This is a genomic window from Streptomyces xinghaiensis S187 (assembly GCF_000220705.2).
Taxonomy (GTDB): domain Bacteria; phylum Actinomycetota; class Actinomycetes; order Streptomycetales; family Streptomycetaceae; genus Streptomyces; species Streptomyces xinghaiensis.
In genome coordinates, this window is record NZ_CP023202.1 from 6,234,743 (window position 1) to 6,261,156 (window position 26,414).

22 protein-coding genes and 5 tRNA genes are annotated in these 26,414 nt (G+C 75.6%); 17 read left to right on the plus strand and 10 right to left on the minus strand.

Features of this window, described 5'->3' with window-relative positions:
* The first annotated feature begins 56 nt into the window (after window positions 1–56).
* Entirely contained in the window at window positions 57–1,544 is a 1,488-nt protein-coding gene (gene argH, locus SXIN_RS26610) for an argininosuccinate lyase (protein WP_019708806.1), read from the plus strand.
* Between the two features lie 38 nt (window positions 1,545–1,582).
* Here argH and SXIN_RS26615 read toward each other — a convergent pair whose 3' ends face one another.
* The gene (locus tag SXIN_RS26615) at window positions 1,583–2,383 is read right to left on the minus strand and encodes an RNA-binding protein (RefSeq protein ID WP_019708805.1); all 801 of its coding nucleotides are present in this window, start codon (window positions 2,381–2,383) and stop codon (window positions 1,583–1,585) included.
* Between the two features lie 336 nt (window positions 2,384–2,719).
* Between SXIN_RS26615 and SXIN_RS26620 the strand changes: the two genes are divergently transcribed.
* Complete coding sequence (locus SXIN_RS26620; RefSeq protein WP_095757645.1) at window positions 2,720–3,070, plus strand: hypothetical protein; 351 nt, start codon at window positions 2,720–2,722, stop codon at window positions 3,068–3,070.
* A gap of 107 nt (window positions 3,071–3,177) precedes the next feature.
* Here SXIN_RS26620 and SXIN_RS26625 read toward each other — a convergent pair whose 3' ends face one another.
* Complete coding sequence (locus SXIN_RS26625) at window positions 3,178–3,846, minus strand: lysophospholipid acyltransferase family protein (protein WP_039817747.1); 669 nt, start codon at window positions 3,844–3,846, stop codon at window positions 3,178–3,180.
* A 248-nt stretch (window positions 3,847–4,094) separates the two neighbouring features.
* Between SXIN_RS26625 and SXIN_RS26630 the strand changes: the two genes are divergently transcribed.
* The 3 genes from SXIN_RS26630 to SXIN_RS26640 all read left to right on the plus strand — a co-directional run bounded on the left by SXIN_RS26630 (window position 4,095) and on the right by SXIN_RS26640 (window position 6,605).
* A complete protein-coding gene (locus SXIN_RS26630; protein WP_095757646.1) occupies window positions 4,095–5,270 on the plus strand; it encodes a glycerophosphodiester phosphodiesterase in 1,176 nt (391 codons plus the stop codon).
* A gap of 163 nt (window positions 5,271–5,433) precedes the next feature.
* On the plus strand, window positions 5,434–5,988 hold the full coding sequence (locus tag SXIN_RS26635; protein ID WP_095757647.1) for a sigma-70 RNA polymerase sigma factor region 4 domain-containing protein: 555 nt from the start codon (window positions 5,434–5,436) through the stop codon (window positions 5,986–5,988).
* Window positions 5,989–6,077: 89 nt separating this feature from the next.
* Window positions 6,078–6,605: a GNAT family N-acetyltransferase gene (locus SXIN_RS26640; RefSeq protein WP_272951835.1), complete on the plus strand. Its 528-nt coding sequence runs from the start codon at window positions 6,078–6,080 to the stop codon at window positions 6,603–6,605.
* A 144-nt stretch (window positions 6,606–6,749) separates the two neighbouring features.
* Here the strand turns inward: SXIN_RS26640 and SXIN_RS26645 are convergent, their stop codons facing one another.
* Complete coding sequence (locus SXIN_RS26645) at window positions 6,750–7,220, minus strand: hypothetical protein (RefSeq protein ID WP_420341069.1); 471 nt, start codon at window positions 7,218–7,220, stop codon at window positions 6,750–6,752.
* Window positions 7,213–7,584 carry a hypothetical protein gene (locus SXIN_RS26650; RefSeq protein WP_019706554.1) on the minus strand — a complete coding sequence of 124 codons (372 nt, stop codon included), beginning with the start codon at window positions 7,582–7,584 and terminating at the stop codon, window positions 7,213–7,215. Before SXIN_RS26650 ends, SXIN_RS26645 begins: the two co-directional genes overlap by 8 nt.
* Before the next feature lie 639 nt (window positions 7,585–8,223).
* Here SXIN_RS26650 and SXIN_RS26655 point away from each other — a divergent pair.
* The 8 genes from SXIN_RS26655 (at window position 8,224) to SXIN_RS26690 (ending at window position 21,014) form a co-directional block, all read left to right on the plus strand.
* The gene (locus SXIN_RS26655) at window positions 8,224–9,300 is read left to right on the plus strand and encodes a methionine ABC transporter ATP-binding protein (RefSeq protein WP_019708804.1); all 1,077 of its coding nucleotides are present in this window, start codon (window positions 8,224–8,226) and stop codon (window positions 9,298–9,300) included.
* A complete protein-coding gene (locus SXIN_RS26660) occupies window positions 9,297–10,004 on the plus strand; it encodes a methionine ABC transporter permease (RefSeq protein ID WP_095757648.1) in 708 nt (235 codons plus the stop codon). Before SXIN_RS26655 ends, SXIN_RS26660 begins: the two co-directional genes overlap by 4 nt.
* Before the next feature lie 132 nt (window positions 10,005–10,136).
* A complete protein-coding gene (locus tag SXIN_RS26665; RefSeq protein ID WP_019706290.1) occupies window positions 10,137–11,009 on the plus strand; it encodes a MetQ/NlpA family ABC transporter substrate-binding protein in 873 nt (290 codons plus the stop codon).
* A gap of 173 nt (window positions 11,010–11,182) precedes the next feature.
* The gene (locus SXIN_RS26670) at window positions 11,183–11,818 is read left to right on the plus strand and encodes a GNAT family N-acetyltransferase (RefSeq protein ID WP_019706545.1); all 636 of its coding nucleotides are present in this window, start codon (window positions 11,183–11,185) and stop codon (window positions 11,816–11,818) included.
* A gap of 138 nt (window positions 11,819–11,956) precedes the next feature.
* Complete coding sequence (gene cbiE / locus SXIN_RS26675) at window positions 11,957–13,186, plus strand: precorrin-6y C5,15-methyltransferase (decarboxylating) subunit CbiE (protein ID WP_095757649.1); 1,230 nt, start codon at window positions 11,957–11,959, stop codon at window positions 13,184–13,186.
* 257 nt (window positions 13,187–13,443) lie between these two features.
* Window positions 13,444–18,234 (plus strand): nicotinate-nucleotide--dimethylbenzimidazole phosphoribosyltransferase, encoded by a 4,791-nt coding sequence (gene cobT / locus SXIN_RS32515; protein WP_095757650.1) that lies wholly within the window; start codon window positions 13,444–13,446, stop codon window positions 18,232–18,234.
* 589 nt (window positions 18,235–18,823) lie between these two features.
* Entirely contained in the window at window positions 18,824–20,101 is a 1,278-nt protein-coding gene (cobA, locus tag SXIN_RS26685; RefSeq protein WP_238153872.1) for a uroporphyrinogen-III C-methyltransferase, read from the plus strand.
* Between the two features lie 94 nt (window positions 20,102–20,195).
* A complete protein-coding gene (locus tag SXIN_RS26690; RefSeq protein ID WP_019706394.1) occupies window positions 20,196–21,014 on the plus strand; it encodes a TrmH family RNA methyltransferase in 819 nt (272 codons plus the stop codon).
* A gap of 289 nt (window positions 21,015–21,303) precedes the next feature.
* Here SXIN_RS26690 and SXIN_RS26695 read toward each other — a convergent pair whose 3' ends face one another.
* On the minus strand, window positions 21,304–22,650 hold the full coding sequence (locus SXIN_RS26695; RefSeq protein WP_095757651.1) for a serine/threonine-protein kinase: 1,347 nt from the start codon (window positions 22,648–22,650) through the stop codon (window positions 21,304–21,306).
* A gap of 206 nt (window positions 22,651–22,856) precedes the next feature.
* Between SXIN_RS26695 and SXIN_RS26700 the strand changes: the two genes are divergently transcribed.
* From SXIN_RS26700 to SXIN_RS26715, 4 genes are all read left to right on the plus strand, one after another.
* The gene (locus SXIN_RS26700) at window positions 22,857–23,096 is read left to right on the plus strand and encodes a hypothetical protein (RefSeq protein WP_030542042.1); all 240 of its coding nucleotides are present in this window, start codon (window positions 22,857–22,859) and stop codon (window positions 23,094–23,096) included.
* Window positions 23,097–23,320: 224 nt separating this feature from the next.
* Complete coding sequence (locus SXIN_RS26705; RefSeq protein WP_019708799.1) at window positions 23,321–23,554, plus strand: hypothetical protein; 234 nt, start codon at window positions 23,321–23,323, stop codon at window positions 23,552–23,554.
* 545 nt (window positions 23,555–24,099) lie between these two features.
* Entirely contained in the window at window positions 24,100–25,353 is a 1,254-nt protein-coding gene (locus SXIN_RS26710) for a phosphotransferase (RefSeq protein WP_095757652.1), read from the plus strand.
* 63 nt (window positions 25,354–25,416) lie between these two features.
* The gene (locus SXIN_RS26715; protein ID WP_078649978.1) at window positions 25,417–25,710 is read left to right on the plus strand and encodes a TFIIB-type zinc ribbon-containing protein; all 294 of its coding nucleotides are present in this window, start codon (window positions 25,417–25,419) and stop codon (window positions 25,708–25,710) included.
* A gap of 76 nt (window positions 25,711–25,786) precedes the next feature.
* Here the strand turns inward: SXIN_RS26715 and SXIN_RS26720 are convergent.
* The 5 genes from SXIN_RS26720 to SXIN_RS26740 form a co-directional block, all read right to left on the minus strand.
* Window positions 25,787–25,858, minus strand: a tRNA-Val gene (locus SXIN_RS26720).
* A gap of 12 nt (window positions 25,859–25,870) precedes the next feature.
* Window positions 25,871–25,942, minus strand: a tRNA-Val gene (locus tag SXIN_RS26725).
* A 69-nt stretch (window positions 25,943–26,011) separates the two neighbouring features.
* Window positions 26,012–26,083 (minus strand) — tRNA-Val (locus tag SXIN_RS26730).
* 1 nt (window position 26,084) lies between these two features.
* Window positions 26,085–26,155, minus strand: a tRNA-Cys gene (locus SXIN_RS26735).
* A 30-nt stretch (window positions 26,156–26,185) separates the two neighbouring features.
* A tRNA-Gly gene (locus SXIN_RS26740) sits at window positions 26,186–26,258 on the minus strand.
* Between the last annotated feature and the right edge of the window lie 156 nt (window positions 26,259–26,414).

Consider the following 26,414-nt stretch of genomic DNA (forward strand, 5'->3'; position numbering starts at 1 on the left):
GCGAACGGCATGACCGGCACCACCGGCACACAGCGTCACGCGCACGAGGAGCACCGATGACCAACGGCCAGCAGCACCCGACCCCGGACGGCGGCGACGTCCGGCTGTGGGGCGGCCGCTTCGCCTCCGGACCGGCGGAGGCCCTGGCCCAGCTGTCGGCGTCCGTCCACTTCGACTGGCGGCTCGCCCCGTACGACATCGCGGGCTCCCGCGCCCACGCCCGCGTGCTCCGCTCGGCCGGGCTGCTCACCGGCGACGAGCTGTCCCGGATGCTGGAGGGGCTGGACCGGCTGGAGGCGGACGTCGCCGACGGCTCGTTCACCGGCACCGTCGCCGACGAGGACGTCCACACCGCCCTGGAACGCGGCCTGCTGGAGCGGCTCGGCCCCGAGCTGGGCGGCAAGCTGCGGGCCGGCCGGTCCCGCAACGACCAGATCGCGACGCTCTTCCGGATGTACCTGCGGGACCACGCCCGCATCATCGGCGGCCTGCTCGCCGAGCTCCAGGAGGCCCTCGTCGGACTGGCCGAGGCGCACCCGGCGGTGGCCATGCCCGGCCGCACCCACCTCCAGCACGCCCAGCCCGTCCTCTTCGCGCACCACGTCCTCGCCCATGTGCAGGCGCTCTCCCGGGACGCGGAGCGGCTGCGGCAGTGGGACGACCGCACGGCGGTCTCGCCGTACGGATCGGGCGCGCTGGCCGGGTCCTCCCTGGGTCTGGACCCGGAGGCGGTCGCCACGGACCTGGGCTTCGAGCACGGCTCCTCGGCCAACTCCATCGACGGCACGGCCTCCCGCGACTTCGTCGCCGAGTTCGCCTTCATCACGGCGATGATCGGCATCGACCTCTCCCGGATCGCGGAGGAGGTCATCATCTGGAACACGAAGGAGTTCTCCTTCGTGACCCTGCACGACGCCTTCTCCACCGGTTCGTCGATCATGCCGCAGAAGAAGAACCCGGACATCGCCGAACTGGCGCGCGGCAAGTCCGGCCGGCTCATCGGCAACCTCACCGGGCTGCTCGCCACCCTCAAGGCGCTGCCGCTCGCCTACAACCGCGACCTCCAGGAGGACAAGGAGCCGGTCTTCGACTCCTGCGACACCCTGGAGGTCCTGCTCCCCGCCTTCACCGGCATGATGGCGACGCTCACCGTCAACCGGGAACGGATGGAGGAACTGGCCCCGGCCGGTTTCTCGCTCGCCACCGACATCGCCGAGTGGCTCGTCAAGCGGGGTGTCCCGTTCCGGGTGGCGCACGAGGTGGCGGGCGAATGCGTCCAGGAGTGCGAGCGGACCGGCATCGAGCTGGACCAGCTGACGGACGAGCAGTTCGCCAAGATCTCCCCGCATCTCACCCCCGAGGTGCGGAGCGTCCTCAACGTGCCGGGCGCGCTGGCCGCCCGCAACGGCCGCGGCGGTACGGCACCGGAGGCGGTGGCCGTCCAGCTTGCCGGGGTCAAGGCCGACCTCGCCGTACAGCAGCAGTGGGCGACGGCCAAGGCGACGGCCGAGGCCATGGCCGAGGCGAGCTCCCCGGAGGGCTGATCCCGGCCGCTGATCCCGGCCGGCCGGGGCGCGGTGCCTCAGCCGGTCCGGTCGGCCTGCCGGGCACAGAGCAGGAGCGTGTCCGCGAAGGGCACCCGGAAACCGTCGGGCCGCGCGCCCTGCCCCGTGCCGCCGGCGCCCTCCTCCCGCTCCGTACCGGTCGGCGACCCGGCGTCCGGGGCTCCGCTCTCGGCGAGTGCCTGGACGACCCAGCCGGGGACGTCCCGGTCGGCCGTGCAGTCGGTGAACCGCTCGGACCAGGAAGAGGGTTCGGGCGTGTGCTCCACGAAGCTGTCCACCACCAGCCGCCCGTCCCGCCACACCGCGACCCGGCCCTGGGTCTCACCGCGCTCCTCGAAGACGTGCTCGACGGTGCCGGTGAGACGCCCCGCCGCGTCGTAGTGGACGGCGATGCCGCTGGGCGGGACGGCCGTCCCCGTGTAGGTGACGCGCGCGACGTGGGAGCCGTCGTCGCGGGCCCGCCAGACCGTCATCGGCGGGACCTCGGGGATATGCGCGCCCTGCGGGAGATGCGTGGCGATCAGCCCGGCCCCGATGGCCCGCAGGGTGCGGGCGGCGAGCCGGCGGGCGGCCGGGGAGCCGTCCTCGCGGTAGCGCTCGCGGAAGGAGCCGTCGGACTCCAGCAGCCACCGGACGGTCCGCGGGAGGACGGTGGCGCGGGCCGCCGCGTGCGCCCGGTCCGGCGCCCGATGCCCCGTCTGAGGTGACGCACTGGCCGGGGGCCGGCTCCGCCGTTCCTCCGCGGCGGCCGGGTGTGCGGCGGGCAGACCGGTCGCCGTGACGGCGGTCAGTGTGGTGACGAGGGCGGCGAGGCGCATCGGGACATCCTCTCGGCCGGGCCGCGGGCGCCCGGCCTGTGGTGGGAGGACCGGCGGACCGGACCGGCGTACGGGACAGGACGCTAGTCACGCACCGGCCCAGGCGCTCTCCCGGCTGCTCCGATCCGGCGACGCCCGGCTGCTCCGATCGGCGGCGCCCGGCCCGGCCGCTCCGGCGCACTCCGGCGCACACCGGTGTGCCGGTCGTGGGTCCCGTACCCACGGCGCCGCTCCCCGGTCGGGTGATTTTTCCGGCGAACCGCGCTGAACGTCCCCTTCCGGGCCCACAGTCGTGACGGCCGCAACCCGGCGCAACACGACACAAGGGAGTCATTCATGCGCAAGCCGCTCATCGCGCTGGCCGCACTCGCACTGCTCGCGGTGCCCGTCCACGGCACCGCCTCGGCCGCCCCGACCGGCCCGGCCGGCGAGAACGCCCCCTGCTACAACTGGTCCGTCAAGTCCCGCGAGGGCTACGCCAACGGGCGGCGCTGCGGATCGAAGGTCCACGGCACGGTCAAGGACACCCGCGCCGACGGCCGCTGCCCGTATGTGCGGGTGAAGACCCAGAAGGGCTGGTACTTCGACGGTCCCTGGGTCGGCCCCAAGGGCAAGAGCAAGAAGTTCACCATCGACACCCGGGGTGACTTCGCCACCCACTACTACCTGCGGTACATCCACTGCTGACGGCCGCCGGCCCGGAGCCCGGGCGCGCCCGAACGGCGAACGGCGCCCCGGCGGCCCCGGCGGGCGGTTCCGCCGGGGCCGCCGTCCGTCGCGCGGGACCGGGGTGGTCAGGCCGCCTTCGCCTTGGTGGCGTACATGTCCACGTACTCCTGGCCGGAGAGCCGCATGACCTCGCTCATCACCTCGTCGGTCACCGCCCGCAGCACATAGCGGTCGCGGTCCATCCCCTCGTACCGGGAGAAGTCCAGCGGCGTGCCGAAGCGGACGGTCACCGGGGCGATCCGGGGCATGCCCTTGCCGCCCGGCTGGACCTTGTCGGTGCCGATCATCGCGAACGGGACCACCGGCGCGCCCGTCATCAGCGTGAGCCGGGAGACGCCGGTCCGGCCCCGGTACAGCCGGCCGTCGGGGGAGCGGGTGCCCTCCGGGTAGATGCCGAAGGCCTTGCCCTCCTCCAGCAGGCGGCGGCCGGTCATCAGCGCGGCGACGCCGCCGTGCCCGCCGTCGCGGTCGACGGGGATCATGCCGGACATCCCGAAGAACCAGGCCATGAGCCGGCCCTTGACCCCCTTGCCGGTGACGTACTCGTCCTTGCCGATGAAGAAGACCTGGCGCTTCATGACGAGCGCGAGGAAGAGCGAGTCGATGAAGGTGACGTGGTTCCCGGCGAGGATGACCGGCCCGGTCGCGGGGACGTTCTCCGCCCCCTCGACCCGCGGGCGGAACAGGACGCGCACGAGCAATCCGAGAAAAGCCTTGAGCGCAATACGGGACAACGGGCCCTCCGGTCTGGTCCTGGTCGTCGGCCGAGACAGCGCGCGCGAAGTTTCCGCATCGCGGGAGTCTGCAGGTGAGTACGGTACTCGCGAGATCCCCGGAGACGCACATCCGTCCGGCTCGCGGACGCGGCGAGCCCGAGTGTGTTCGCCCGGTGTTCGGCTTGTGCTCTCCCCCGGGACAGGTATAGCCGCCTACGATCACCCCCGGTTGTCGGGCAGGTTCACAACAAGAAACAGGGGATCTCATGGAGCAGGCGCAGGAGCACGGGCCGGGCCGCCGCGTACTGCTGGGGGCCGCGGCCCTCGGCGCGGGCGCAGCCGTCCTGGGCGCGGCGGGCACGGCGGCCGCGGCGGACACGGCGGATACGGCGGCGGCCACCGGCAAGGGCGGCCGGCGCCCGCACCGGGGGCTGCCGGTGCCCGCCGTCGTCGCCCACCGCGGCGCCAGCGGCTACCGGCCCGAACACACGCTCGGCGCCTACCAGTTCGCCCTCGACATGGGCGCGGACGTCATCGAGCAGGACCTGGTGCCCACCCGCGACGGCCATCTGGTCTGCCGCCACGAGAACGACATCACCGGGACCACGGACGTCGCCGGCCACCCCGAGTTCGCCGGCCGGAAGACCACCAAGACCGTCGACGGCACGGAGATCACCGGCTGGTTCACCGAGGACTTCACCCTGGCTGAGCTCAAGACCCTGCGCGCGACGGAGCGCATCCCGGCGGTCCGCCCGCACAACACCCTCTACGACGGCCGCTGGGAGATCCCCTCCTTCGAGGAGGTGCTCCGCTGGGCCGACCGCGAGGGCCGCCGCCGGGGCCGCCCGGTGTGGCTGCACGTCGAGACCAAGCACCCCAGCTACTTCCGGGGGATCGGTCTCGGGCTGGAGGAGCGGCTGGCGAAACTGCTGCGCCGGTACGGGCGGCACCGCAAGAACGCGCCGGTCTTCCTGCAGTCCTTCGAGCCGACCAGCATGGAGCGGATGAGCCGGCTGGTCTCCACGCCGCGCGTGGTGCTGCTGTGGACCGCCGACGACCGCCCCTGGGACTTCCGGGAGGCCGGCGACCCGCGGACCGTGGCCGATCTGGTCACCCCCGAGGGGCTGGCGTGGATCGCCGGCTTCGCGCAGGGCATCGGCCCTCTCCTCGACCTGGTGATTCCGAAGGACGCCGCCGGGAGGCTGACCACCCCCACCACACTCGTCGCCGACGCGCACCGCGCCGGGCTGGTCCTGCACCCGTACACGATGCGGAACGAGAACACCTTCCTGCCCGCCGACTTCCGCCGCGGCACCGACCCGGCCGCGTACGGGGACGCCTTCGGCGCGTACCGTGCCTACTTCGCCACCGGCATCGACGGGATCTTCACCGACAATCCGGACACGGCCCTCCTCGCGCGGGAGGACTTCCTGCGGGACTGAGCCCCGGACGCCGTCCGCGCCACCGGCCCGGGGCCGGGTCAAGGGCCCAGGTCAAGGGGCCGGGTCAAGGGCTCGCGTCAGGGGCGGGCGGTCCGTCGACACGGACGGGTGAGTTCGGGGAACAGGCGAAACCATCCTGCATCCCCCGGGTGTCCCGGACGGCATGACACCGAGTGACCTGCTCCTCCGGCTGCGCCCGTTGCTCGCGGCCGAGGCGGCGGCCGAGGCCCACGGCACGGCCGTGGAGGCCGCCGACCTCGAACAGGGCGTCTGGCTGCGCCTGCTGGAACACCGCCGGGAGAGCGGTCCGATGCCGGAGCGGGCGGCGGCGGAGTGGCTGCGGGCCGCCGTCCGCAGCGAGGGGCGCGGGGCCCGGCTCCGGGCCCGCCGCGAGGTGCCGTACGCCCCGGTGGACGGCGGGGAGCCGGCCGCCGCCGGCCGGGTCCGGGCGGCCGGCCCGTCCGGTGTGGAGGAGCGGGTGCTGGCGGCCGAGGAGCGGCGCGAACTGTGGAGCGCGGTGCGCCGGCTGCCCGGCCGGTGCCCCGGTCTGCTGGCTGCGATGCTGTCCCCCCGCGACCCGACGTACCGGGAAATCGCAGGCGCGTTGGGAATCTCACAGGGAAGTCTTGGGCCGATTCGTTCCCGGTGCCTGGGATGTCTGCGCAGAATGCTCACGGCGGAGGTTGCGGCTCCCGGACTTCGGGGAAGGGAGCGTTAGCCGACCGGAGCCATGGACGCGGCGAATCCGTTTGCCGCTCCGGTCAGGGCATCCGGCCCGGGCGCCCCACCCTCAACCGCGCCCGGGCGATTCGAAAGGGGAGGCGTGCGCGTATGGGCATGAGCGTGACCATCTCTGCGGCGGCCGATGAGGACGCCGAACAGATCCTCAAACTCCAGTACCTCTGCTACCAGCGCGAGGCGGAGCTGTACGGCGACTACGGCATCGAACCGCTGACCCAGTCCCTGGACGACCTCCGCGCCGAGCTGGGCCGGAGCCTGGTGCTCGTCGCCCGGCTCGGCACGGAGGTCGTCGGATCCGTGCGCGGGACGGTGGACGCCGACGGCACCGCGGGCATCGCCAAACTCATCGTCCATCCGCGGATGCAGCGGCACGGTCTCGGCGGGCGGCTGCTCGCCGCGATCGAGACGCGGCTGGCCGAGGAGTCGGAGGCCAAGCGCTACCGCCTTCTCACGGGCCACCGCAGCGAGGGCAATCTGCGGCTGTACCGGCGCTGCGGCTACGCGCCGGTCGGCACCGAGCAGATCTCGCGCGGGCTGAGTCTGGTGACCCTGGAGAAGGGCGCCGAGGTCGGCAGTCTGGTCGCCAGCGCCTGATCCGCGTACGCGGTCCCACCCCGGGCCGGCCGGTACGGCACACGCCGTGGCGGCCGGCCCGCCGCATGTCCGGCTCCCCGGACCCGGGCTCCCCGTGCCCCCGATGCCGGTGCCCGGCCGCGGGCCCGGCCGTGTCGCCGGCCGTCAGGTGCGGCGGGCGCCGCGCAGCCAGAACAGCGCCGCGACGGGCAGCACCAGCGGCAGGAAGAGATAGCCCATCCCGTAGTCGGACCAGACGGTGGCGTCGGGGAAGGCCGAGGGGTCCACCAGGGTCCAGGTGCCCACGGCCAGAACGCCCGTCAGTTCGAGTCCGCAGCAGACCTGCCCGATCCGCCGGGCGCCCTCGCCGCCCCGTACGAGCGAGAAGAGGATGACCGCGTACACGCAGGCCGCGGCGGCGGAGAGGACGTACGCGAGCGGGGCCTCGTCGAACTTCATCAGCATCTGCGCGATGGAGCGCGAGGCGGCGCCGACGGTGAAGACGCCGTAGAGCAGGACGAGCAGCCGGCCCGGACCGCTGCCGAGCCGCAGGCGGTCCCCGGCGGCCGGGGGAGTGGCGGGGCCGGGCCGGGGCGCGGTGTCCGGGGCTGCGGTGTCCGGGGTCCGTTCAGGCACCGGGACCGCCTCCCCAGATGTCGTGGAGCCGTACCTCCAGCACGGCCAGCACCACCGCTCCGGCCGCCACCGTCACCGAGCCCCAGCGGGTCCGCTCGGCCAGGGACAGGAAACCGGCGGCGGGTACGGCCGCGGCCGCGCCCAGCAGATAGGCGAGGAAGATCCCGGTGCCGCCCTCCGGCCGGTCGCCGCCCGCCAGCCGGACGATGCCGACCGCCATCTGGGCCAGCGCGAGCACGCTCACCACGGCCATCCCGATGAAGTGCCAGTCCTTGGTGGGCTGGTCGCGGTAGGCCGCGAAACCGCACCAGGCGGCGAGCGCGAGAGCGGCCGCGGAGACCGCGAGCGTCAGTGCGGTGATCACGGGTACCGCCTCCGGCGGTGGTGCGGGCCGCTCTGCGGGCGGCCGGGCGGAGGGAGAGGCATGGAACGACTTTAGTGCGCCCGCTCCGGGCCGCCGCGCCCGCCCCCGCGCCCGTCCCCGCGCCCGGCCGTACGGCGTGGTGCCGGCCACAGCCGGTGGCGCCACGCGTACGGCCGGACCCCGGGCGATGCCCGGCGGACCAGGGGTTTCCGCCGGTACGGCCGGTCCGCCCGATGTCCGGCATCCGATCGCCGTTGTCCATCATGTGGATAGTTGTGATCGTTCGGTGCCGGGGTCTGTTTAACTGGGGCGCATGACCACGACGAGCAGCCGCATCACCGCGACCGAGGCGATCCAGACGCCCGGTGCTCGCCGCATGTGTCGAATGTGCCGCCCCTGAGGGCCCCTCTCCCGCTCCTCGCGCCCCGAAGCGAGCCCCCGCGGCCGTGCCGCCCCGCCACGCCGGGCGCACCGTGCCGCGACGCCCCGCGCCATGAAGGCCCCGTCCGGCCGCGCCCGGACGCCGCGGCGTCGTGACGCCACCGGGCCGCGCCCCTCCGTGGCCGCGGCCCGCCCCGTACCCGTATGTCCCGCGCGGCGCCCCCGTGCGCCGCGCGCTCGAAAGTGACGGATATCCCTGTGATCACCACCCAGGACCTGACCAAGGTCTACCGCTCCCGGGACGGCCGGGAGACCACCGCCCTGGACGGTGTCGGCCTGCACGTCCGCGAGGGGGAGGTGTACGGCGTCCTCGGCCGGAGCGGCGCCGGCAAGTCCACCCTCATCCGCTGCGTCAACCTGCTGGAGCGGCCCACCGCCGGCACGGTCACCGTCGACGGCCGGGACCTCACCGCGCTCGCCGGGCGCGGCCCCCGCGCCGGCGCGGAGCTGCGCCGGGCCCGGACCCGGATCGGCATGGTCTTCCAGCACTTCAACCTGCTCTCCTCGCGCACCGTCCGGGCCAACGTCGAACTGCCGCTGGAAATCCTCGGCCTCACCCGCCGCGAACGCGAGCGCAAGGCCCTGGACCTGCTCGACCTGGTCGGCCTCGCCGACAAGGCGCGCTCCTACCCGGCGCAGCTCTCCGGCGGCCAGAAGCAGCGCGTCGGCATCGCCCGCGCCCTGGCCGGCGACCCCAAGGTGCTGCTCTCCGACGAGGCGACCTCCGCGCTCGACCCCGAGACCACCCGCTCCGTGCTCCAGCTGCTCCGCGACCTGAACCGGCAGCTCGGGCTGACGATCCTCCTCATCACCCACGAGATGGACGTCGTCAAGGCCGTCTGCGACTCCGCCGCCCTGATGCGCGAGGGCCGGATCACGGAGTCCGGCACCGTGCCGGAACTGCTCGCCACCCCCGGGTCCGAACTGGCCCGTGAGCTCTTCCCGGTGGCCGGCCAGGCGTCCGGCGAGAACCGGACCGTCGTGGACGTCACCTTCCACGGCGACAGCGCCACCCAGCCGGTCATCTCCCGGCTCGCACGGACGTACAACGTCGACATCACCGTCCTGGGCGCCGCGATGGACACCGTCGCGGGCCGCCAGGTCGGCCGGATGCGCATCGAACTGCCCGGCCCCTTCGAGGAGAACGTCGTGCCGATCGGATATCTGCGCGAGCAGGGCCTGGGCATCGAGATCGTGCGCGCCCCGGGCACCCCGGAGGCCGAGGGCACCAGCGGGACCGCCGCCGGGCTGCTGGTCCGCGGAGGTGCCCGGTGACCTGGTCCGAGATGCAGCCGCTGCTGTCCGCCGCCACGCTCGACACCCTCTACATGGTGGGCTGGTCCACGGTCTACGCGCTCCTCGGCGGACTGCCGCTGGGCGTGCTGCTGGTGCTGACGGGCGAGGGCGGCCTGCTGCGCAACGGCCCCGTCAACAAGGTGACCGGAGCCGTCGTCAACGTCGGCCGCTCGCTGCCCTTCTTCATCCTCATGATCGCGCTGATCCCGTTCAGCACCCTGGTGGTCGGCACCTCCATCGGCCCCACGGCGGCCGTCGTCCCGCTGGCCGTCAGCGCCGTCCCGTTCTTCGCCCGGCTGGTGGAGACGGCCGTCCGCGAGGTCGACGACGGACTCGTCGAGGCCGTGCAGGCGATGGGCGGCTCCACCTGGACGGTGGTCCGCAAGGCGCTGCTGCCGCAGGCCCTGCCGTCCCTCGTCGCGGGCCTCACCACCACCGTGATCGCCCTCATCGGCTACTCGGCCATGGCCGGCGCGGTCGGCGGCGGCGGGCTCGGCAACCTCGCCAAGACCTACGGCTACCAGCGGTTCGAGACCGACCTCATGCTCATCACCGTGGTGCTGCTGATCGTCCTCGTCAGCGCCGTGCAGCTGGCTGGCGATCTCGTGGTGCGCGCCCTGGCCCGGCGCGGCCGTTCCGGGACCGGCCCGGTACGGAAACGCCGGCTCCGCGCCGCGCGCTGACCCCGCCGCCACCCCGGGCCGCCTCGCGCGGCCACCCGAAACCTCCGGCCCGCCCGCTCCACACCGGGCGGGGCCGGACCCGGAGCCCGGACCCTTTGCCGGGCGGAACCACCCGCAAGAAAGGCACTCTTCGTGCGTACCCCGCTGATATCCCTCCGCAAGCCCGCCACCCTCAAGGCCGCGACGGCCGCCGCTGCCGCCGCCCTCACCCTCGGCGCCTGCTCGGCCCCCTCCGACGCCGGTCCCGGCTCCGGCGGCGACTCCGCGGACGCCCCGCTCACCGTCGCCGCCACCCCCACCCCGCACGGCGACATCCTCGCCTACGTCAAGAAGAACCTGGCCGCCGACGCCGGACTCGACCTGGAGATCCGGGAGTTCGACGACTACGTCCTCCCCAACACCGCCACCGAGAGCGGCGAGGTCGACGCCAACTTCTTCCAGCACAAGCCCTACCTCGACGACTTCAACGAGCAGAAGGGCACCCACATCGTGCCCGTCGTCAACGTCGAGATCGAACCGCTGGGCCTCTACTCCGAGAAGCTCGGCGGCATCGGGAAGCTGAAGCCCGGCCACACCGTCGCCCTCCCGGACGACGCCACCAACGAGGGCCGCGCCCTCAAGCTCCTCGCCGACCACGGCGCCATCGAACTCGCGAAGGGCACCGGCAGCGACGCCACCCTCGGCGACGTCACGGACGACAAGGGCCTGGAGTTCAAGGAGCTGGAGGCCGCCCAGATCCCCACCCGGCTCGGTGACGTCGACGCCGCCGTGATCAACGGCAACTACGCCATCGGCGCCGGGCTCAAGCCCGCGAAGGACGCCCTCGTCCTGGAGAAGACCGAGGGCAACCCGTACGCCAACTTCCTCGCCGTGAAGAAGGGCAACGAGGACGACCCGCGGGTCGAGAAGCTCGCCCGGCTCCTCAACTCCGAGGAGGTCGAGGACTTCATCGAAAAGCGGTTCGAGGGCTCCGTCCTGCCCGCCTTCGGAGCCGTCGCGTCCTGACCCGGCGGCACCCCGGGCCGCGCTCCGGCCCGCCCGGGAACCGGCCCCCGGGCCGCGGGCCCCGCCACCGCGCGGGGCCCGCGGCCGTCCCGTCCGCCCCACCCGGCGCTGCGCCCTCCCGCGCCGATGCTGCATGCTGGGCTGTCCAGCAGACCCCGGACCCGGAGCGGCCCATGACCCCCACTTTCCCGGACATCACGATCAGCACCGACCGCCTGGTGCTGCGCCCGTTCGAGGAGGGTGACGTGCCCGCCCTCGCGGACATGATGAACGACGAACTCGTCACGGCCTGGACCTCCGCCCCCCACCCGTACACCCTGGACGACGCCCGCGACTGGGCCGGCCGCGCCGCTCCCGCCGAGCGCACCGAGGGCCGCGGCATCGTCTTCGCCGTCGCCGAGTTCCTCACCCAGCGGCTGGTCGGCTCCGTCCACCTGCGGAACACCAACTGGCGCTGCCGCTCCACCGAGATCGGCTACGTCACCGCGCCCTGGGCCCGCGGTGAGGGCTACGCCAGCGAGGCGGTGCGCGCCGTCGCCCAGTGGCTCTTCCGCCACCAGGGCTTCGAACGGCTCGAACTGCGCACCGCCGCCGACAACACCGCCTCCCAGCAGGTCGCGCAGAAGACCGGCTGCATCAGCGAGGGCGTGCTGCGGAACGCCTGGATAGCCCGCACCCGCACCGAGGACGGCGGCTGGGCGGACATCCGTACCGACCTGATCGTCTGGAGCCTGCTCCCCGAGGATCTGGACGACCTCGACGAGGAGACGGCGAAGGGGGACCGGGCCGCTTACGCCGACTGGAACTGACGCGCCGGGCGGCGCCCCCGCCCGCGGCCGGAACCGGCGGCCCCTGCGCGCGATGCCCCGGGCCCACCGGGGTACCCTCACCGTGCCCGCCCACCCCCGCGGGCTTTCGTGCGCGACTTTCCCAGGAGACTGACGACGATGGCCGACCGGGTCACGGTGATCGGATGGGACGGCTCGCCGCTGACCGCCGCGGCCCGCTCCGCCCTCGGAGCCGCCACCCTCGTCGCCGGCGCGCCCCACCATCTGGAGCTGCCCGAAGTGCCGCCCGCCGCCGAGCGGATCAGGCTCGGCAGCCTCGATCTCGCCGCCCGCCGCATCGTCGGCCACCGCGGCACCGCCGTCGTGCTCGCCGACGGCGACCCCGGCTTCTTCGGCGTCGTCCGCACCCTCCGCGCCCCCGAACACGGGCTGGAGGTCGAGGTGGTGCCCGCCGTCTCGTCCGTCGCGGCCGCCTTCGCCCGCGCGGGCATGGCCTGGGACGACGCGCGGATCGTCACCGCCCACAGCCGCGATCTGCGCCGGGCCGTCAACGTCTGCCGGGCCCACAGCAAGGTCGCCGTCCTCACGGCGCCCGGCGCCGGTCCGGCCGAACTCGCCCTGCTGCTGGGCCCGGTGCACCGCACGTTCGTCATCTGCGAGGAACTCGGCACCGACCGGGAGCGGGTCACCGTCCTCACCTCGGACAAGGTCGCGGACCACACCTGGCGCGACCCGAACGTCGTGCTGTCCATCGGCGGCTTCGCCTCCCCGGTCACCCAGCAGGCCGCCTGGCTGGCCGGCGGCGACACCGCCCTGGCCACCGGGCCGCGCGGCTGGGCGCTGCCCGCCCAGAGCTACGGAGGCGTCCTCTCCGAGGCGGAGACCGCGCAGCTCCGGGCCGCCCAACTCGCCCGGCTGGGGCCGCGCGTGGGCGACCTCGTCTGGGACATCGGCTGCGGCAGCGGTGCGGCCGCGGTCGAGGCGGCCCGGCTCGGCGCCGCCGTCATCGCCGTCGACCGGGACCCCGGGGCCCTGGTCGTCGCCGGCGACAACGCCCGCCGCTACGGCGTGCAGATCCAGACGGTGCACGGTACGGCGCCGCACATCCTGGAGGATCTGCCCGAACCGGACACGATCCGGATCGGCGGCGGGGGAGCCCCGGTCGTCGCGGCGTGCGCCGCCCGGCGGCCCGAGCGCATCGTCACGCACGCCAGGACCCGGGACGGCGCGGAAGCCGTCGGCCGGGCTCTCACCGACGGCGGATACGGCGTCGAATGTGCCTTGATCCAGACTGTGGAGTTGGACACGTCGCAGGACACGGGATGGGCCGAACGCCAGCGTGACGTGGGCTTTTTCCTGTGCGGGCACAGGATCGGCCGTCCGCTCTGAGCTTGTCCACCCGTGCCGTGCGGGAGGTCCGCGCCAGGTAGGCTGGCGGACTGTTGTGACGCAGCGGCGTTCGGCACTTCGTTCGTCAATACCCGGAACGCACCGTGCGTTTCGAGCGCTCGGTACGGAGCTCGGGGGACGTGTGACGTACCGACCGGCGCGGACGCTCGTTCCATTCCATGAGCGGCCTTCGCGTCGCGGTCGGGCGCGCCGGGCGGGCGGGTCGATGGAGCACTATCGATGGGCGAGGGGTACGCATGACTGACACCGGCCGGATCCCGGACGAGGGGCTGCCGGAGAACGGCGGACAGCAGGAGGCACCGCAGCACGCCACTCCCGCCGTCCCCGCGGACGACCCGTCGCTCAACCAGGACGCGCTCCAGCAGGACCCCTTGCTCCACCACGGCACCCCGGGCGCCGGGTACGCCTACCACGGCCCCGCGGAGCCGGCGGCCCCCTCCGGGGACGACGACCTGCTGCTGATGCCCGGCACCCAGGGCGCCTGGAGCGAGCAGCCCGCGTACGACCCGCTGACCGATCCGCTGCCCGACCCCCTGACGGGGCCGCTGCCGCAGCCGGAGGCCGGGCCGGCCTCCGCGTACACGCCCGCGCCGGCGCCGTACGAGCAGCAGCAGACGTCCTACGAGCAGCAGTCCTACGAGCCGCGGCAGTCGTACGAGCAGCAGCCGTACGAGCAGCGGCAGCCCTACGAGCAGCAGCCGCACGACCAGCAGCCGTACATTCCGCGCCCCGCCGTCGAACAGCCGTTCACCGGGCAGCCCCGGTCCGGACCGGCCGCTCCCGCGCCCCAGCACACTCCCGCCCGGCGGCCGCTCCGCCCGGGCCCGCCGGTGCCCGAGCAGGGCGGTACGACCGGCGGTGTCGTCCGCTCGCTCGCCGACCGCGGCCCCGCGGGCGCCCCCGCCCGGCAGTTCCCCGGGATGGCGCCCGCCCCGGCGCGGACCCAGGTGCCCCGGCAGCAGCCGCCGGTGACCATCCCGGCGTACGCGCAGCAGCCGTCCGCCACGCTCCCGGGCCCGCAGCTCGGTGAGATCCCGGCGCAGAACGGCCCCTGGTCCGGGCAGCCGGCCGCGACGGACGCCGCGCGAACACCCGTCCCGGCGGCGGCCGTCCCCGGGCAGGCGGCGGCCGAACCCGCGGAGACCGGCACCGCCGATGACGGCACGGATGCCGGCGCCGGTGCCGCGGGAGCCGCCGCCCCGCCCTCGCCCGAGGCCGCAGCGGCCGTTCCCGTCCCCGAGCAGGCGCCACGGCCGGTGCCGGAGGAGCCCGGCGACGACGGCGGACAGCAGCCTGCCGCCGTCCTCGCCGGGACCGAGACGGAGGGCGGCCCGGGAACTGCCCCGGCGACCGCGGCCGGGGAGGCCGGTCCGGCCGACGGCGCGGACCCGGCCGCCGCACCCGCCGCACCCGGCGAGGACCCGTCCGACGCCGAGCCGGCCGCCTCCGCCGCCGGGCCGGAGGAGTCCTCTCCGGCCCCGGCCGCCGCCGGTCCCGCCGCGCCCGTCGCCGCGCTGCCGGACGAGGCCACGGCAACGGACACCGGGGCCACGGCGGCACCCGGGGCTCCCGAGCCCACGGCCGAGGCGGTCCCCGACACGGCGGCCGGCAGCCCGGACGCGGCTCCCGCCGCGTCCCCCGCTTCCACGGCCTCCGCCGACGAGGCCCCGGAGCACGCCGCGGGCAGGAGCCGGCGCGGCCGGCGCCGTGCGGCTCCCGCCTCCCCGCAGGACCCGGCAACCGCGGCCGCACCGGCCGGCGCGGAGAGCACCCCCGCCGGGCCCGCCGGTGACGGTGTCCCACCGGACGCTGCCGCTGCGGGCCCCCAGGGAACACCGGCCGGACCGGACGCCCCCGTGGCGGTCGCCGTGGCCGTGGCCGTCGCCGAACAGTCCGGTGCCGAAGAGGCCGGGGCCGGGGAGGAGGAGCGGCCCGCGAAGGTCGCCGCGGGAACGGGCCGACGGCGCCGGGCAGCCCGCCCCGCGGCCGCCGAGCCGGACTCCGCGCCCGGACCGCAGGCCGGAGCCGCGGAGACGGTCCCGGCCCTCCCGGAGACGGAGCAGGCTCCGGAAGGCCGGGAGACCGCACCGGCCGCCGCACCGGAAGCGGAGCCGGCCGCCGGGCCGGGAGCGCCGGGGAGCGCGGGCGACGCCGCAGAGTCCGCGACGACGGCGGCCGAGCCCTCAACCACCCCGGCGGAAGCGCCGGTCGACGCAGCCGCGCAGGAACCGCCGGTCGCACAGCAGGCACCCGACGGCTCCGGGACGCCCGATGCGGCCGCCCTCGACACCGGCTCCGTGCCCACCGACGCCGGCTCCCCGCCCGTCGGCGACGGCTCCGTACCGGCCGCGGGCGAGACCCCCGTCGAGCCCGGAACCGACGGAGCCACCGCCCCCGGCGAGGAGGCCGGGCCGGACCCCGTTGCCGGACCGGACACGGCAGCCGGGACAGAGCCCGGCACCGGAGCGGATGCCGGTACGGCCGCTCAGGCGGTCGAGCCGGACACGGCCGCACCCGGGCCCGAGACCGGTGCTCCCGCCCCCGGGACGGAGAGCGCCGAGCCGGAAGCCGCTCAGCCGGCCGCCGAGCCGGAGACGACCGGAGCGGATGCTTCCGGAGTACGGCCGGAGGAATCCGGCGTGGTGGCCGGCAACGAGGCCGGCCCCGGTGGACCGGGGGCGCCGGAGACCGTTCCCGAGACGGCGGAGCCGAGCGCTATCGAGCCGGAGGCGGCCGGACCCGCTGCCCCGGGGCAGCCAACCGTCGCCGGACAGCCCGCCACCGAACCGGAAAACACCCCGGCCGGGCCCGTCGCCGACGCCTCCGCGGACCCCGCGCCGGGAGGGACCACACCCGTAACGGACCCCTCCGTCTCCGAGCCCTCCGCTTCCGAGCCCTCTGCTTCCGAGCCCCCCGCGCCCCAGCCCTCCGGCTCCGGGCCGTCCGTAGCCGGACCGGCCGCTGCCGCCGAGGAGACCGCCCCCGCGGGCCCCGGCTCCGCCACCGGTCCCGACACCGCCCCCGACACCGTTCCGGCGCCCGACGCCGCAACCACCACCGGAGCCACTCCCATTCCCGACGCCGACCCCGCACCCGACCCCGGTATCGCCCTCGCGGACCGGCTCCTCTCCGCCCGCTCCGCCCCGCGATCCGGCGCCCTCGCCTCCGCACCGGAGCCCGCGCGCCCGGCGAGCCCCGAACAGGGCACCGGCGCGGACCGGCCGGATCAGCCGGATCAGCCGGACCGGCCCGGAGAGGCGGACCGGTCCGAGGAGCCCGCGCCGCACTCCGGCCCCCGGGCCCCCGGCTTCGGCGAGGCCGAACGCGAAGCCGTCCTCCGCGTCATGCGGGAACGCCGCGACATCCGCAACGGCTTCCGCAAGGACCCCGTACCGCACGACGTGCTGCTGCGGGTCCTGGAGGCGGCGCACCACGCGCCCAGCGTGGGGCACTCCCAGCCCTGGGACTTCGTGGTCATCCGCTCCGCCGAGACCCGCCGGGCCATGCACGAACTGGCCGTCCGCCAACGCGAGGCGTACGCCAAGTCGCTGCCCAAGGCCCGGGCGAAGCAGTTCAAGGAACTCAAGATCGAGGCGATCCTCGACACCCCGGTCAACATCGTGGTCACCGCCGACCCCACTCGCGGCGGCCGCCACACCCTCGGCCGGCACACCCAGCCGCAGATGGCCCCGTACTCCTCCGCGCTCGCCGTCGAGAACCTCTGGCTCGCCGCGCGCGCCGAGGGACTCGGCGTCGGCTGGGTGAGCTTCTTCGACGAGCGCGAGATGGTCCGGGTGCTCGGTCTGCCCGAGCACTTGGAGGTCGTCGCGTACCTCTGCGTCGGCTACGTCGACGAGTTCCCGGCCGAGCCGGAGCTGGCGCAGGCGGGCTGGTCGAAGCGGCGCCCGCTGTCCTGGGTGGTGCACGAGGAGACGTACGGCCGGCGCGCCCTGCCCGGCGAGGAGCCGCACGACCTGCTGGCGGAGACCCTGCAGGGCATCCGCCCGCTGGACGCGAAGGCGCTCGGCGAGGCGTGGGAACGGCAGAAGCGGATGACGAAGCCCGCCGGCGCCCTCGGCATGCTGGAGATCATCTCGGCCCAGCTCAGCGGGCTCTCCCGGAAGTGCCCGCCGCCGGTCCCGGAGCCCGCCGTCGTGGCGATCTTCGCCGGGGACCACGGCGTGCACGCCCAGGGCGTCACCCCGTGGCCGCAGGAGGTGACGGGCCAGATGGTCGCCAACTTCCTCGGCGGGGGAGCGGTGTGCAACGCCTTCGCCCGCCAGATCGGCGCCGAGGTCTGCGTGGTCGACGTCGGGGTGGCCGGCGACCTGCCGAGCACGCCCGGCCTGCTTCCGCGCAAGGTCCGGGCGGGCACCGGGGACTTCACCGCCGGGCCCGCGCTGGAGCGCGAGGAGGTGCTGCGCGCGGTGGAGGTGGGCATCGAGACCGCCCGGGACCTGGTCGCCGCGGGCAACAAGGCGCTCCTCACCGGTGAGATGGGCATCGCCAACACCACCGTCTCCGCCGCGCTGATCTCCGTCTTCACGGAGAAGGACCCGGCCGAGGTCACCGGCCGCGGCACCGGCATCAGCGACGAGACGCACGCCCGCAAGGTGGACGTCGTACGGCGCGGACTGGAGCTGCACCGGCCGGACCCGGAGGACCCGGTCGGTGTGCTCGCCGCGGTCGGCGGCCTGGAGCACGCCGCGCTGGTGGGCCTCATCCTCGGCGGCGCCTCGCTGCGCACCCCGGTGATCCTGGACGGGGTCAGCGCCGGGGCGGCCGCGCTGGTGGCCCGGGCGATCGCCCCCGAGGCGCTCGCCGCCTGCATCGCGGGGCACCGCAGCGCCGAACCCGGCCACCTGGCGGCCCTCACCAAGCTGGGACTGCGGCCCCTGGTCGACCTCGACCTGCGGCTCGGCGAGGGCACGGGCGCCCTGCTGGCCCTGCCGGTGGTGCAGAGCGCGGCCCGGGCGATGCACGAGGTCGCCACGTTCGACTCGGCCGGCGTCACGGAGAAGTCCTAGCCCCGGCACCGGAGCGAGGGGCTCGGGAAGCGGCCCCGGGTACGGCACCGCTGCCTGCCCGGGGCCGGGGTAGGGAGAGGCACGGGCCCCGGCCCGACCCGGACCCGAACGGCCCGGTACGGACAACCGGTTGGGGCGCTCCCGGACCGGAACCGTTCGGCCCCGGAACCTTCCGCCGGGGAATCGCCCGGACCGGACCGGAACGCCTCGGCCGGGACCGGGACACGAACCCGGACCGAACGGCCGGGCGGTCCGCCCGGCCTGTACCGCCGATCCGCCCGCCCCCCGCATGCCCGACCCGCCGAACCCGAAGGAGCCCGACGCGCCCCGAACGCGCAGCACCCGCACCCCGAACCGCCCCCCGGCACCCGTACTCCCGTCCCCGTCCGCGTCCGCGTCCCACATCACCCCGTTCCACCAGGCCCGGAGTGAGCCGCGAAACAGCCCGGTAACCCGCCGCACTCTAGGCTGGAGCCCGGCGTGCCGGCCGCCGGACGTACGGCCGGCGCACCGCCCCGCACCACCCCGCCCGCCGCTCCAGCGCAGTAGCGGCCCGCAGCCCCCTGCCGCCCCGAGGAGCCGCACCGCCATGACCCGAAACGACGACGCCCGGCCGGCGCCCGCGCACGCCCGCACGCCGGAACCCGCGCCGGCCACCGCCTACCCCGTCGGCCTGCGCCTCGCCGGCCGCCGGGTGGTCGTGCTCGGCGGGGGACAGGTCGCCCAGCGCCGGCTGCCCGGACTGGTCGCCGCCGGCGCGGACGTGCTGCTGATCTCGCCGTCCGCCACCCCGTCCGTGGAGGCCATGGCCACGGCGGGCGAGGTCCGCTGGGAGCGCCGCCGCTACCGGCCGGGCGACCTCGGCGGAGCCTGGTACGCGCTCATCTCCACCGACGACCCCGAGGCCAACGCCGCCGCCTCCGCCGAGGCCGAGACCAGCCGCGTCTGGTGCGTACGGAGCGACGACGCCGGGGCCGCCACCGCCTGGACGCCCGCCACCGGCCGCAGCGAGGGCGTGACCGTCGCCGTGCTCACCGGCCAGGACCCGCGCCGCTCCGCCGCCGTGCGCGACGCCATCGTCGAGGGCCTGCGGGACGGCACCCTCGCCGCGCCCCGCCACCGCGCCCGCACCCCCGGCGTCGCCCTGGTCGGCGGCGGCCCCGGCGACCCGGACCTGATCACCGTGCGCGGACGCAGGCTGCTCGCCGAGGCGGACGTGGTCATCGCCGACCGGCTCGGTCCCCGCGACCTCCTGGACGAACTCCCGCCGCACGTCGAGGTGATCGACGCGGCGAAGATCCCGTACGGCCGGTTCATGGCCCAGGAGGCCATCAACAACGCGCTGATCGAGCACGCCAAGGCGGGCAGGGCGGTGGTCCGGCTCAAGGGCGGCGACCCGTACGTCTTCGGGCGGGGTATGGAGGAGGCCGAGGCGCTCGCCGAGGCGGGCATCCCCTGCACGGTCGTTCCCGGCATCTCCAGCTCCATCAGCGTGCCCGCGGCGGCCGGCATCCCCGTCACGCACCGCGGCGTGGCCCATGAGTTCACCGTGGTCAGCGGGCATGTCGCCCCCGACGACCCGCGCTCGCTGGTGGACTGGGCGGCGCTGGCACGGCTGCAGGGCACGCTGGTGCTGCTCATGGCCGTCGACAAGATCGGCCCGATCTCCGAGGCGCTGGTCGCGCACGGCCGCGCCCCGGAGACGCCGGTCGCCGTCGTCCAGGAGGGCACCACCGCCGCCCAGCGCCGGGTGGACGCGACCCTGGCCACGGTGGCACGGCGCGTCGCCGACGAGGGCGTACGGCCGCCCGCGGTGATCGTCATCGGCGAGGTCGTGACGGTCGGGCGGCGGACCGGCGGGGGATGACAGCCCCGCACCCCTTCCCCGCACCCGCACCCGCTCCCCGGCCCTCCGCCCCGGACGGCCCTCGGTAGGAACACCGACAAGGCAGTAACACCCAGTGGCTGAACTCATCACGGTCGACGACCCCGGCGACCCCCGGCTGCGCGACTACACGGACCTCACCGACGTCGAACTGCGCCGCCGCAGGGAGCCGGCCGAGGGCCTGTTCATCGCGGAGGGCGAGAAGGTGATCCGGCGGGCGCTCTCCGCCGGCTACCCGCTGCGCTCCCTGCTCCTCTCCGCCAAGTGGGCCGAGGCGATGCGCGACCTCCTCGCGACCCTGAACGCCCCGGTGTACGTGGTCGACCCGGGCCTCGCCGAGCGCGTCACGGGCTATCACGTGCACCGGGGCGCCCTCGCCTCCCTGCACCGCAAACCCCTCCCCACGGCGGGGGAGCTGCTCGCGGACGCCCGCCGGGTCGCTGTCATGGAGGCCGTCAACGACCACACCAACATCGGGGCGGTCTTCCGCAGCGCGGCGGCCCTCGGCATGGACGCCGTGCTGCTCTCCCCGGACTGCGCCGATCCGCTCTACCGGCGCTCGGTGAAGGTCTCCATGGGCGCCGTCTTCTCCGTCCCCTACGCCCGGCTGGACGCCTGGCCGCGCGGGCTGGACGCGGTGCGCGCCGCCGGATTCGAGCTGCTCGCCCTGACCCCCGACGAGAAGGCCGTGACGCTCGACGAGGCGGCGCCGCACCGGCTGGAGAAGGTCGCACTGATGCTCGGAGCGGAGGGCACCGGACTGTCCCGGCGGGCGCTCGCGGCCGCCGGGACCTGGGTGCGCATCCCGATGGCTCACGGGGTGGACTCGCTCAACGTGGGCGCCGCCGCGGCCGTGGCGTTCTACGCGGTCGCCCCGGGCCGGCCCACCGGCTGACCGGGATCTCACCGCCCGACCGGGATCGCGGCCGGCGGGCGGACCGGCGCGCTTGCGGTCCGCCACCGCGGCGTTGCGGGAGCCGGCACGGACCCGAGCCGGCCGGAGACTTCCGGCCGCCCCGCCACCGCGAGCGTCCCGCCCCGACGGGCGCGCCGGTCCGCGCGGGGGCGGGCGTCCCAACGGGGGGGGCGGACGGCGCCGGTTCAGCCACTCGCCCCACCCCGGCCGGTCTCGGGGCGCAGCGGCCCCGGACCGCCCGGACGTCCGCCCGGCGGCCCGGGCCGGCTCAGCCCCGCCGGTCCGCGCCGAACGGGGCCGGACCCGCGTCCGGGCCGCGGCCGGCACCGTCCGTGACCCGGTCCGCGCCGAACGGCTCCGACGGGCCCGTCAGACCCCGGGCGGGGCCCTCGCAGCCCTGTGCCGCGGCGATCCCCAGCGCGACCAGCACCGTCACCGTCACGAACACCACCAGCCGCTGACGCAGCAGCCGCCGGTCCGGTCCGGGCGCGGGCCGGCGCCCCGTGCCGTTCGTCCGGGCCGGGGGGCGCGTGCCCGTACCGCGCCCCGCGCGGGACGCGGGGGGCCGCTCACGCGGCACGCGTCTGCCCGCCGGGCGCGCCCCCGAGCGCGGACCGCCGCGCGACGGAGCCTGGGCCGGCCCGCGAGTGCGGGAAGGGCCCGGAGCCGTGCCCGCCGGTCCGCGCTCCGCGCGCTGCTGCGCCCGGTCGGCGCCGGGGTGCTCGCCGTGCCGCCCGCCGGGGCGGTCGGCCGGGAGCCGGGAGGGGGCCAGCCGTGCGTCCGGCAGCGGCCCGTGCGTCTCCCGTGCCGCGATCTCCTTCAGCCGCATGGAGAGCTGAAGGGTCGTCGGCCGCTCCTTGGGGTCCTTGGCCAGGCAGGCCCGGATCAGCGGCGCGAGCGCGTCGTGCACCCCGTGCAGCTGCGGTTCCTCGTGCACCACCCGGTAGAGCATGACCTCGGAACTGCCCTGCCCGAAGGGCGAGTCGGCGGTCGCGCAGTAGGCGAGCGTGGCACCCAGCGCGAAGACGTCGGTCGCGGGCGTGACCGCCGCGCCGCGCACCTGTTCGGGCGCCAGGAAGCCCGGGGATCCGACCGCCGTGCCGACATGGGTCAGGGTGCTGGCGCCGGTCGCCCAGGCGATGCCGAAGTCGATGATCCGCGGGCCCTTGGGGGAGAGCAGGATGTTCGAGGGCTTGAGGTCGCGGTGCACGACGCCCGCCTCGTGGACGGCCAGCAGCCCCTCCGCGAGGGCCGCCCCGATCGCGGCGGTACGGGCCGCCGACAGCGGGCCTTCCTCGACCACCTTGTCGTGCAGCGACGGCCCCGGGACGTACTGGGTGGCGAACCACGGCCGCTCCGCCTCCAGATCGGCCGCCACCAGCCGGGCCGTGCAGCCGCCGCGGATCCGGCGGGCCGCGGACACCTCGCGCGCGAAGCGGGACCGGAACTCCTGGTCCTCCGCCAGATCCGGCCGGATCACCTTGAGCGCCACCCGCTGACCGCGCTTGTCCGAGCCCAGGTACACCACGCCCATGCCGCCGGCGCCCAGCCGCCGGTGAAGCCTGAACGAGCCGACGACACGCGGGTCCTCGCGCCGGAGCCGCATCATCGCCATGTTCAAATCCCCGCTGCCCGGTCGGTCTGACGAGGCACAGCTTACGGATCGGCGGGCCGGAGCGCTCATAGGCCGCGCATACGCCGCACCCGTGAATTGTCAGTGCCGGGTGGGATCCTGAAGGAGTGGGGGAAGCCGCGCGCACGGCGGTGACCCGGCACGGATGCGCGATCTCAACGGTCCGTCGCAGAAGGGGGTTTGATCCCGTGAAGGGTGACCGCGTGGAGATAGTCGTGGACGCGGGTGACACGACTCGGACGTACGAGATGACGGCCGGCCGGGCCGGCCGCAGGGTGGAGACGGCGGTGCGCCGGGGCGTGGTGGAGGTGAGTGAAGTCACCCGCAACGGCACGCCGGTGCGCACGGCCCGCTTCATGGCCAACCGGGTTCTCGCCCTGGTGGAGCACCCGGCCCCGAGGATCGACGAGTCGGAGCGGGGGGAGTGACGGGGGGCATCCCCTCGGGGAACACCCGCACGACCGGCGGCGGATGTCCACCCACAGGAGTAGCCGGAGGGCCCGGCCGTCATCCTGCGGGAGGCCCGGAATCGATACGAGGGGCTGACGACCGGGCACGGCCGCGCCCCTAATGTTGAAGTCAAGCGGCGGGCGGACGCACTCGTCCCCCGAGGTCACACGCCCGCCGCTCCGGACATGACAGGAGCGGGGCGATGGCGGGCACAGTCGAGCGAGTGGTCAGCCGAACGCACGGGCGCAGAGGGCTCGGCGCGGTCGGGGCCGTCCTGAGGACGCCGCCCGCGGACACCGCCGCCTCCGGCACCCGTCATCCGCTCGTCGCCGCGGCGATGGTGCTGCCCCTGGCGGTAGTCCTCACCGTGGTTTTCGGCGGCTGGGAGGCCGTCATGACACAGGCGTCGTCCGTGGCTGGACTGCTGGGGCGCTGACAGCGCCCCGGACCCCGGGAGAGCGGCCCGGGACGGGGAAACTCCGGCCTGCATCACCCCGTGGGGACGGGGGTACGGCGGACGGCACGAACGCCCGGACAGCGGGGAGCTGTCCGGGCGTTGTGTTGCCCGGCCACGGCCCCGGCCCGCCCCGGCGCACGGGCAGGCGGACCGGCCGCGAGCGACCGGCTCCGCGGCGCCGCGCGCCCGCAGGCCCGGAGGAGGGGCCGAGCGGTGGTTCTCCCGCCCGGGCCCGCACGCGCGAGGGCCCACCGGCCTGCGGGGCGGCCGCCCCGCTCACCGTCTCCACGCCCTCGGGCCGGCCGCCCGCCTCCGCCCGGCACGGAATCGGGCCGCCCCACCGGAGCGCGGCCGGCCCGGGCGGAAGGAGGTTCCCGAGCCGGAGGCGGAGAGCGTGGGAGCCGCCGGCCCGTCGCACGGCCCCGGTACGGCGGGGTACGTTGCGCGCGACGGCCCGGTACGGAGCAGCGCGGCCGCGGACACGCGGGCCCGCGCCGGGTCCGTGAGGGGGCAGGGGGCAGCGCATGACCGGGTCACTCGCCGGTGAACTCGCCGGCATCGCCGCACGGGCCGCGACGCGGCCTCCGGCCGGTCCGGAGCCCGGAGCGCCCGGGCCGCCGGGGAGCGCGGTCCCGCGCCCGCGTGACGGCAGTGCCCACGGTGCCGGGAGCCCGGGCTTCCCCGACGGCACCGGAAGCACCGCGAGCACCGACGGCCCCGGCAGCACCGACGGCCCCGGCAGCACCGGCGGCGCCAGCGGCACCGGGGACAGCGGGAGCACCGGGAGCGCGGGCGATCCCGGCGACGCGGGCCGGCCCGTCGTCCTCGCCGACCGCCCGGACGGCACCGTGGTCCGGCTCGGCTCCGTCGTCGCCAAGGCCCACCCCGCCGACAGCGACCGCCAAGCCCTGGCCGTACGCCTCGGCATCGCCGCTCACCCCCTCCTCGACGGGATCCTCCTCGCCCCGCTGCCGGTCCCCGCGGAGCCCCCGGAGCCCGGCCGGACCCCGTCCCCTTCCCCGGGCCGGACCCCGCCCCCGGTCTCCGCCCTTCTGACGGAGCTGCGCGGCGGCCGCCCCGCCACCCTCTGGCCGCACGGCCTCCCGGTGTCCCCGGACGATCCGGACGCCGCGCCCTGGGAGGAGACGGCGGCCCTGCTCGCCCGGCTCCACGCCGTACCGCCGGGCCCGCTGCCCGGCCCGGTTCCGCCCGTGCACGGCCCCGCCAAGGTCGCGACGGCGCTGCGGCGGCTGCGGGGCGTGCCGCCCTCCCCCGGGGCCGCCGCCGTCCTGCGGGCGGCCGGGCGGCTGCCGGCCTGGGCGCGCGGCGAGGAGCCGCCGCCCGGCGGCGCGGCGGGCCACACCCTCTGCCACGGCGACCTCCACCTCGGCCAGCTCGTCCGGAGCCCCGCCCCCGGCGGCCCCTGGCTGCTGATCGACGTGGACGACCTGGGCCTCGGCCCGCCGGTGTGGGACCTCGCCCGCCCCGCCGCCTGGTACGCCACGGGCCTGCTCGCCCCGGAGGACTGGACCCGCTTCCTCGGCGCCTACCGGTCCGCGGGGGGCCCCGCCCTGCCCGCCGGGGGCGACCCGTGGCCGTATCTCGACGTGCCCGCCCGGGCGTTGACGGTCCAGTCGGCGGCCCAGGCGCTGGCCAAGGCCGCGGCGGGGCGCCGGGCGCTCGACGAGCCGGAAGAGGCGCTGGTCGACGCCTGCGCGCGGATGGCCGGGTTCCCGGTGGAACCCCCGGCCGGGGCCCGGGCGTCCGTCGTAGGGTGAACCCACTCATCGACGGGGGCGGCCCCGGCGGTGCCGACGGACTCGCGAGGAGCTGAGCCGATCATGCAGTGTCCCAAGTGCCATGCGCCGATGCACACGTACAACCGCAACGGTGTGCAGATCGAGCAGTGCAGCGGTTGCCGGGGGATCTTCCTCGACTACGGGGAGCTGGAGTCGCTGACCCGGCTGGAGTCGCAGTGGTCCCAGCAGGCCCCGCCGCCCGGCCCCGCGCCGCAGGGCTACCCGGCCGGCCCCGCCCCGGCCGCGCCCGCCTGGGGCGCCCAGCACCACGGCGGCCACGGGCACTACGGACACCGCCGGCAGAAGAGCTTCGGCCGGATGCTCTTCTCCTCCTGAGCCTCCGGGGCCATCCCGGAGAACGGCCAACGACCGAGGGCCGGAGCTGTCGGCTCCGGCCCTCGGTCCTGCGGTGTGGACGATACTGGGATTGAACCAGTGACCTCTTCCGTGTCAGGGAAGCGCTCTCCCGCTGAGCTAATCGTCCGGGTTTACGGCGTGCGCGATACTGGGATTGAACCAGTGACCTCTTCCGTGTCAGGGAAGCGCTCTCCCGCTGAGCTAATCGCGCGGGGCGGCCCGGCGCCGTCCGGTGGACGGCGGCGGAGCCGCGGGTGGTACGGGGTCCCGGGGGACCCGGTGGACGATACTGGGATTGAACCAGTGACCTCTTCCGTGTCAGGGAAGCGCTCTCCCGCTGAGCTAATCGTCCGAGGTGGAGACGGGATTTGAACCCGTGTAGACGGCTTTGCAGGCCGTTGCCTCGCCTCTCGGCCACTCCACCAGGCGGGGACCAGGGACGATCCCCACTTCGAGCGGACGACGAGATTCGAACTCGCGACCCTCACCTTGGCAAGGTGATGCTCTACCAACTGAGCCACGTCCGCACGGTTTCCCCGGATCACTCCGGGAGCCACCCTGTCCCCGGCCCGCTTGCGCGTTCCGGCGACGTGTCGAACTCTAGCGGATTCCCGGGCCAGCTCAAATTCCGTTTGCCCAGCGTGCTGCGCTCATCACCGGCGGGGAGGGCCGGACGGCCCGCC

What these genes read in the sequence shown, in the direction of transcription:
- SXIN_RS26635 (WP_095757647.1), top strand. Translation starts at nt 5,434, where the DNA reads ATGACACCGAGTGACCTGCTCCTCCGGCTGCGCCCGTTGCTCGCGGCC.
- SXIN_RS26620 (WP_095757645.1), top strand. Translation starts at nt 2,720, where the DNA reads ATGCGCAAGCCGCTCATCGCGCTGGCCGCACTCGCACTGCTCGCGGTG.
- SXIN_RS26630 (WP_095757646.1), top strand. Translation starts at nt 4,095, where the DNA reads ATGGAGCAGGCGCAGGAGCACGGGCCGGGCCGCCGCGTACTGCTGGGG.
- SXIN_RS26710 (WP_095757652.1), top strand. Translation starts at nt 24,100, where the DNA reads ATGACCGGGTCACTCGCCGGTGAACTCGCCGGCATCGCCGCACGGGCC.
- SXIN_RS26715 (WP_078649978.1), top strand. Translation starts at nt 25,417, where the DNA reads ATGCAGTGTCCCAAGTGCCATGCGCCGATGCACACGTACAACCGCAAC.
- SXIN_RS26695 (WP_095757651.1), bottom strand. Translation starts at nt 22,650, where the DNA reads ATGGCGATGATGCGGCTCCGGCGCGAGGACCCGCGTGTCGTCGGCTCG.
- SXIN_RS26615 (WP_019708805.1), bottom strand. Translation starts at nt 2,383, where the DNA reads ATGCGCCTCGCCGCCCTCGTCACCACACTGACCGCCGTCACGGCGACC.
- cbiE (WP_095757649.1), top strand. Translation starts at nt 11,957, where the DNA reads ATGGCCGACCGGGTCACGGTGATCGGATGGGACGGCTCGCCGCTGACC.
- argH (WP_019708806.1), top strand. Translation starts at nt 57, where the DNA reads ATGACCAACGGCCAGCAGCACCCGACCCCGGACGGCGGCGACGTCCGG.
- SXIN_RS26670 (WP_019706545.1), top strand. Translation starts at nt 11,183, where the DNA reads ATGACCCCCACTTTCCCGGACATCACGATCAGCACCGACCGCCTGGTG.
- cobA (WP_238153872.1), top strand. Translation starts at nt 18,824, where the DNA reads ATGACCCGAAACGACGACGCCCGGCCGGCGCCCGCGCACGCCCGCACG.
- SXIN_RS26705 (WP_019708799.1), top strand. Translation starts at nt 23,321, where the DNA reads ATGGCGGGCACAGTCGAGCGAGTGGTCAGCCGAACGCACGGGCGCAGA.
- cobT (WP_095757650.1), top strand. Translation starts at nt 13,444, where the DNA reads ATGACTGACACCGGCCGGATCCCGGACGAGGGGCTGCCGGAGAACGGC.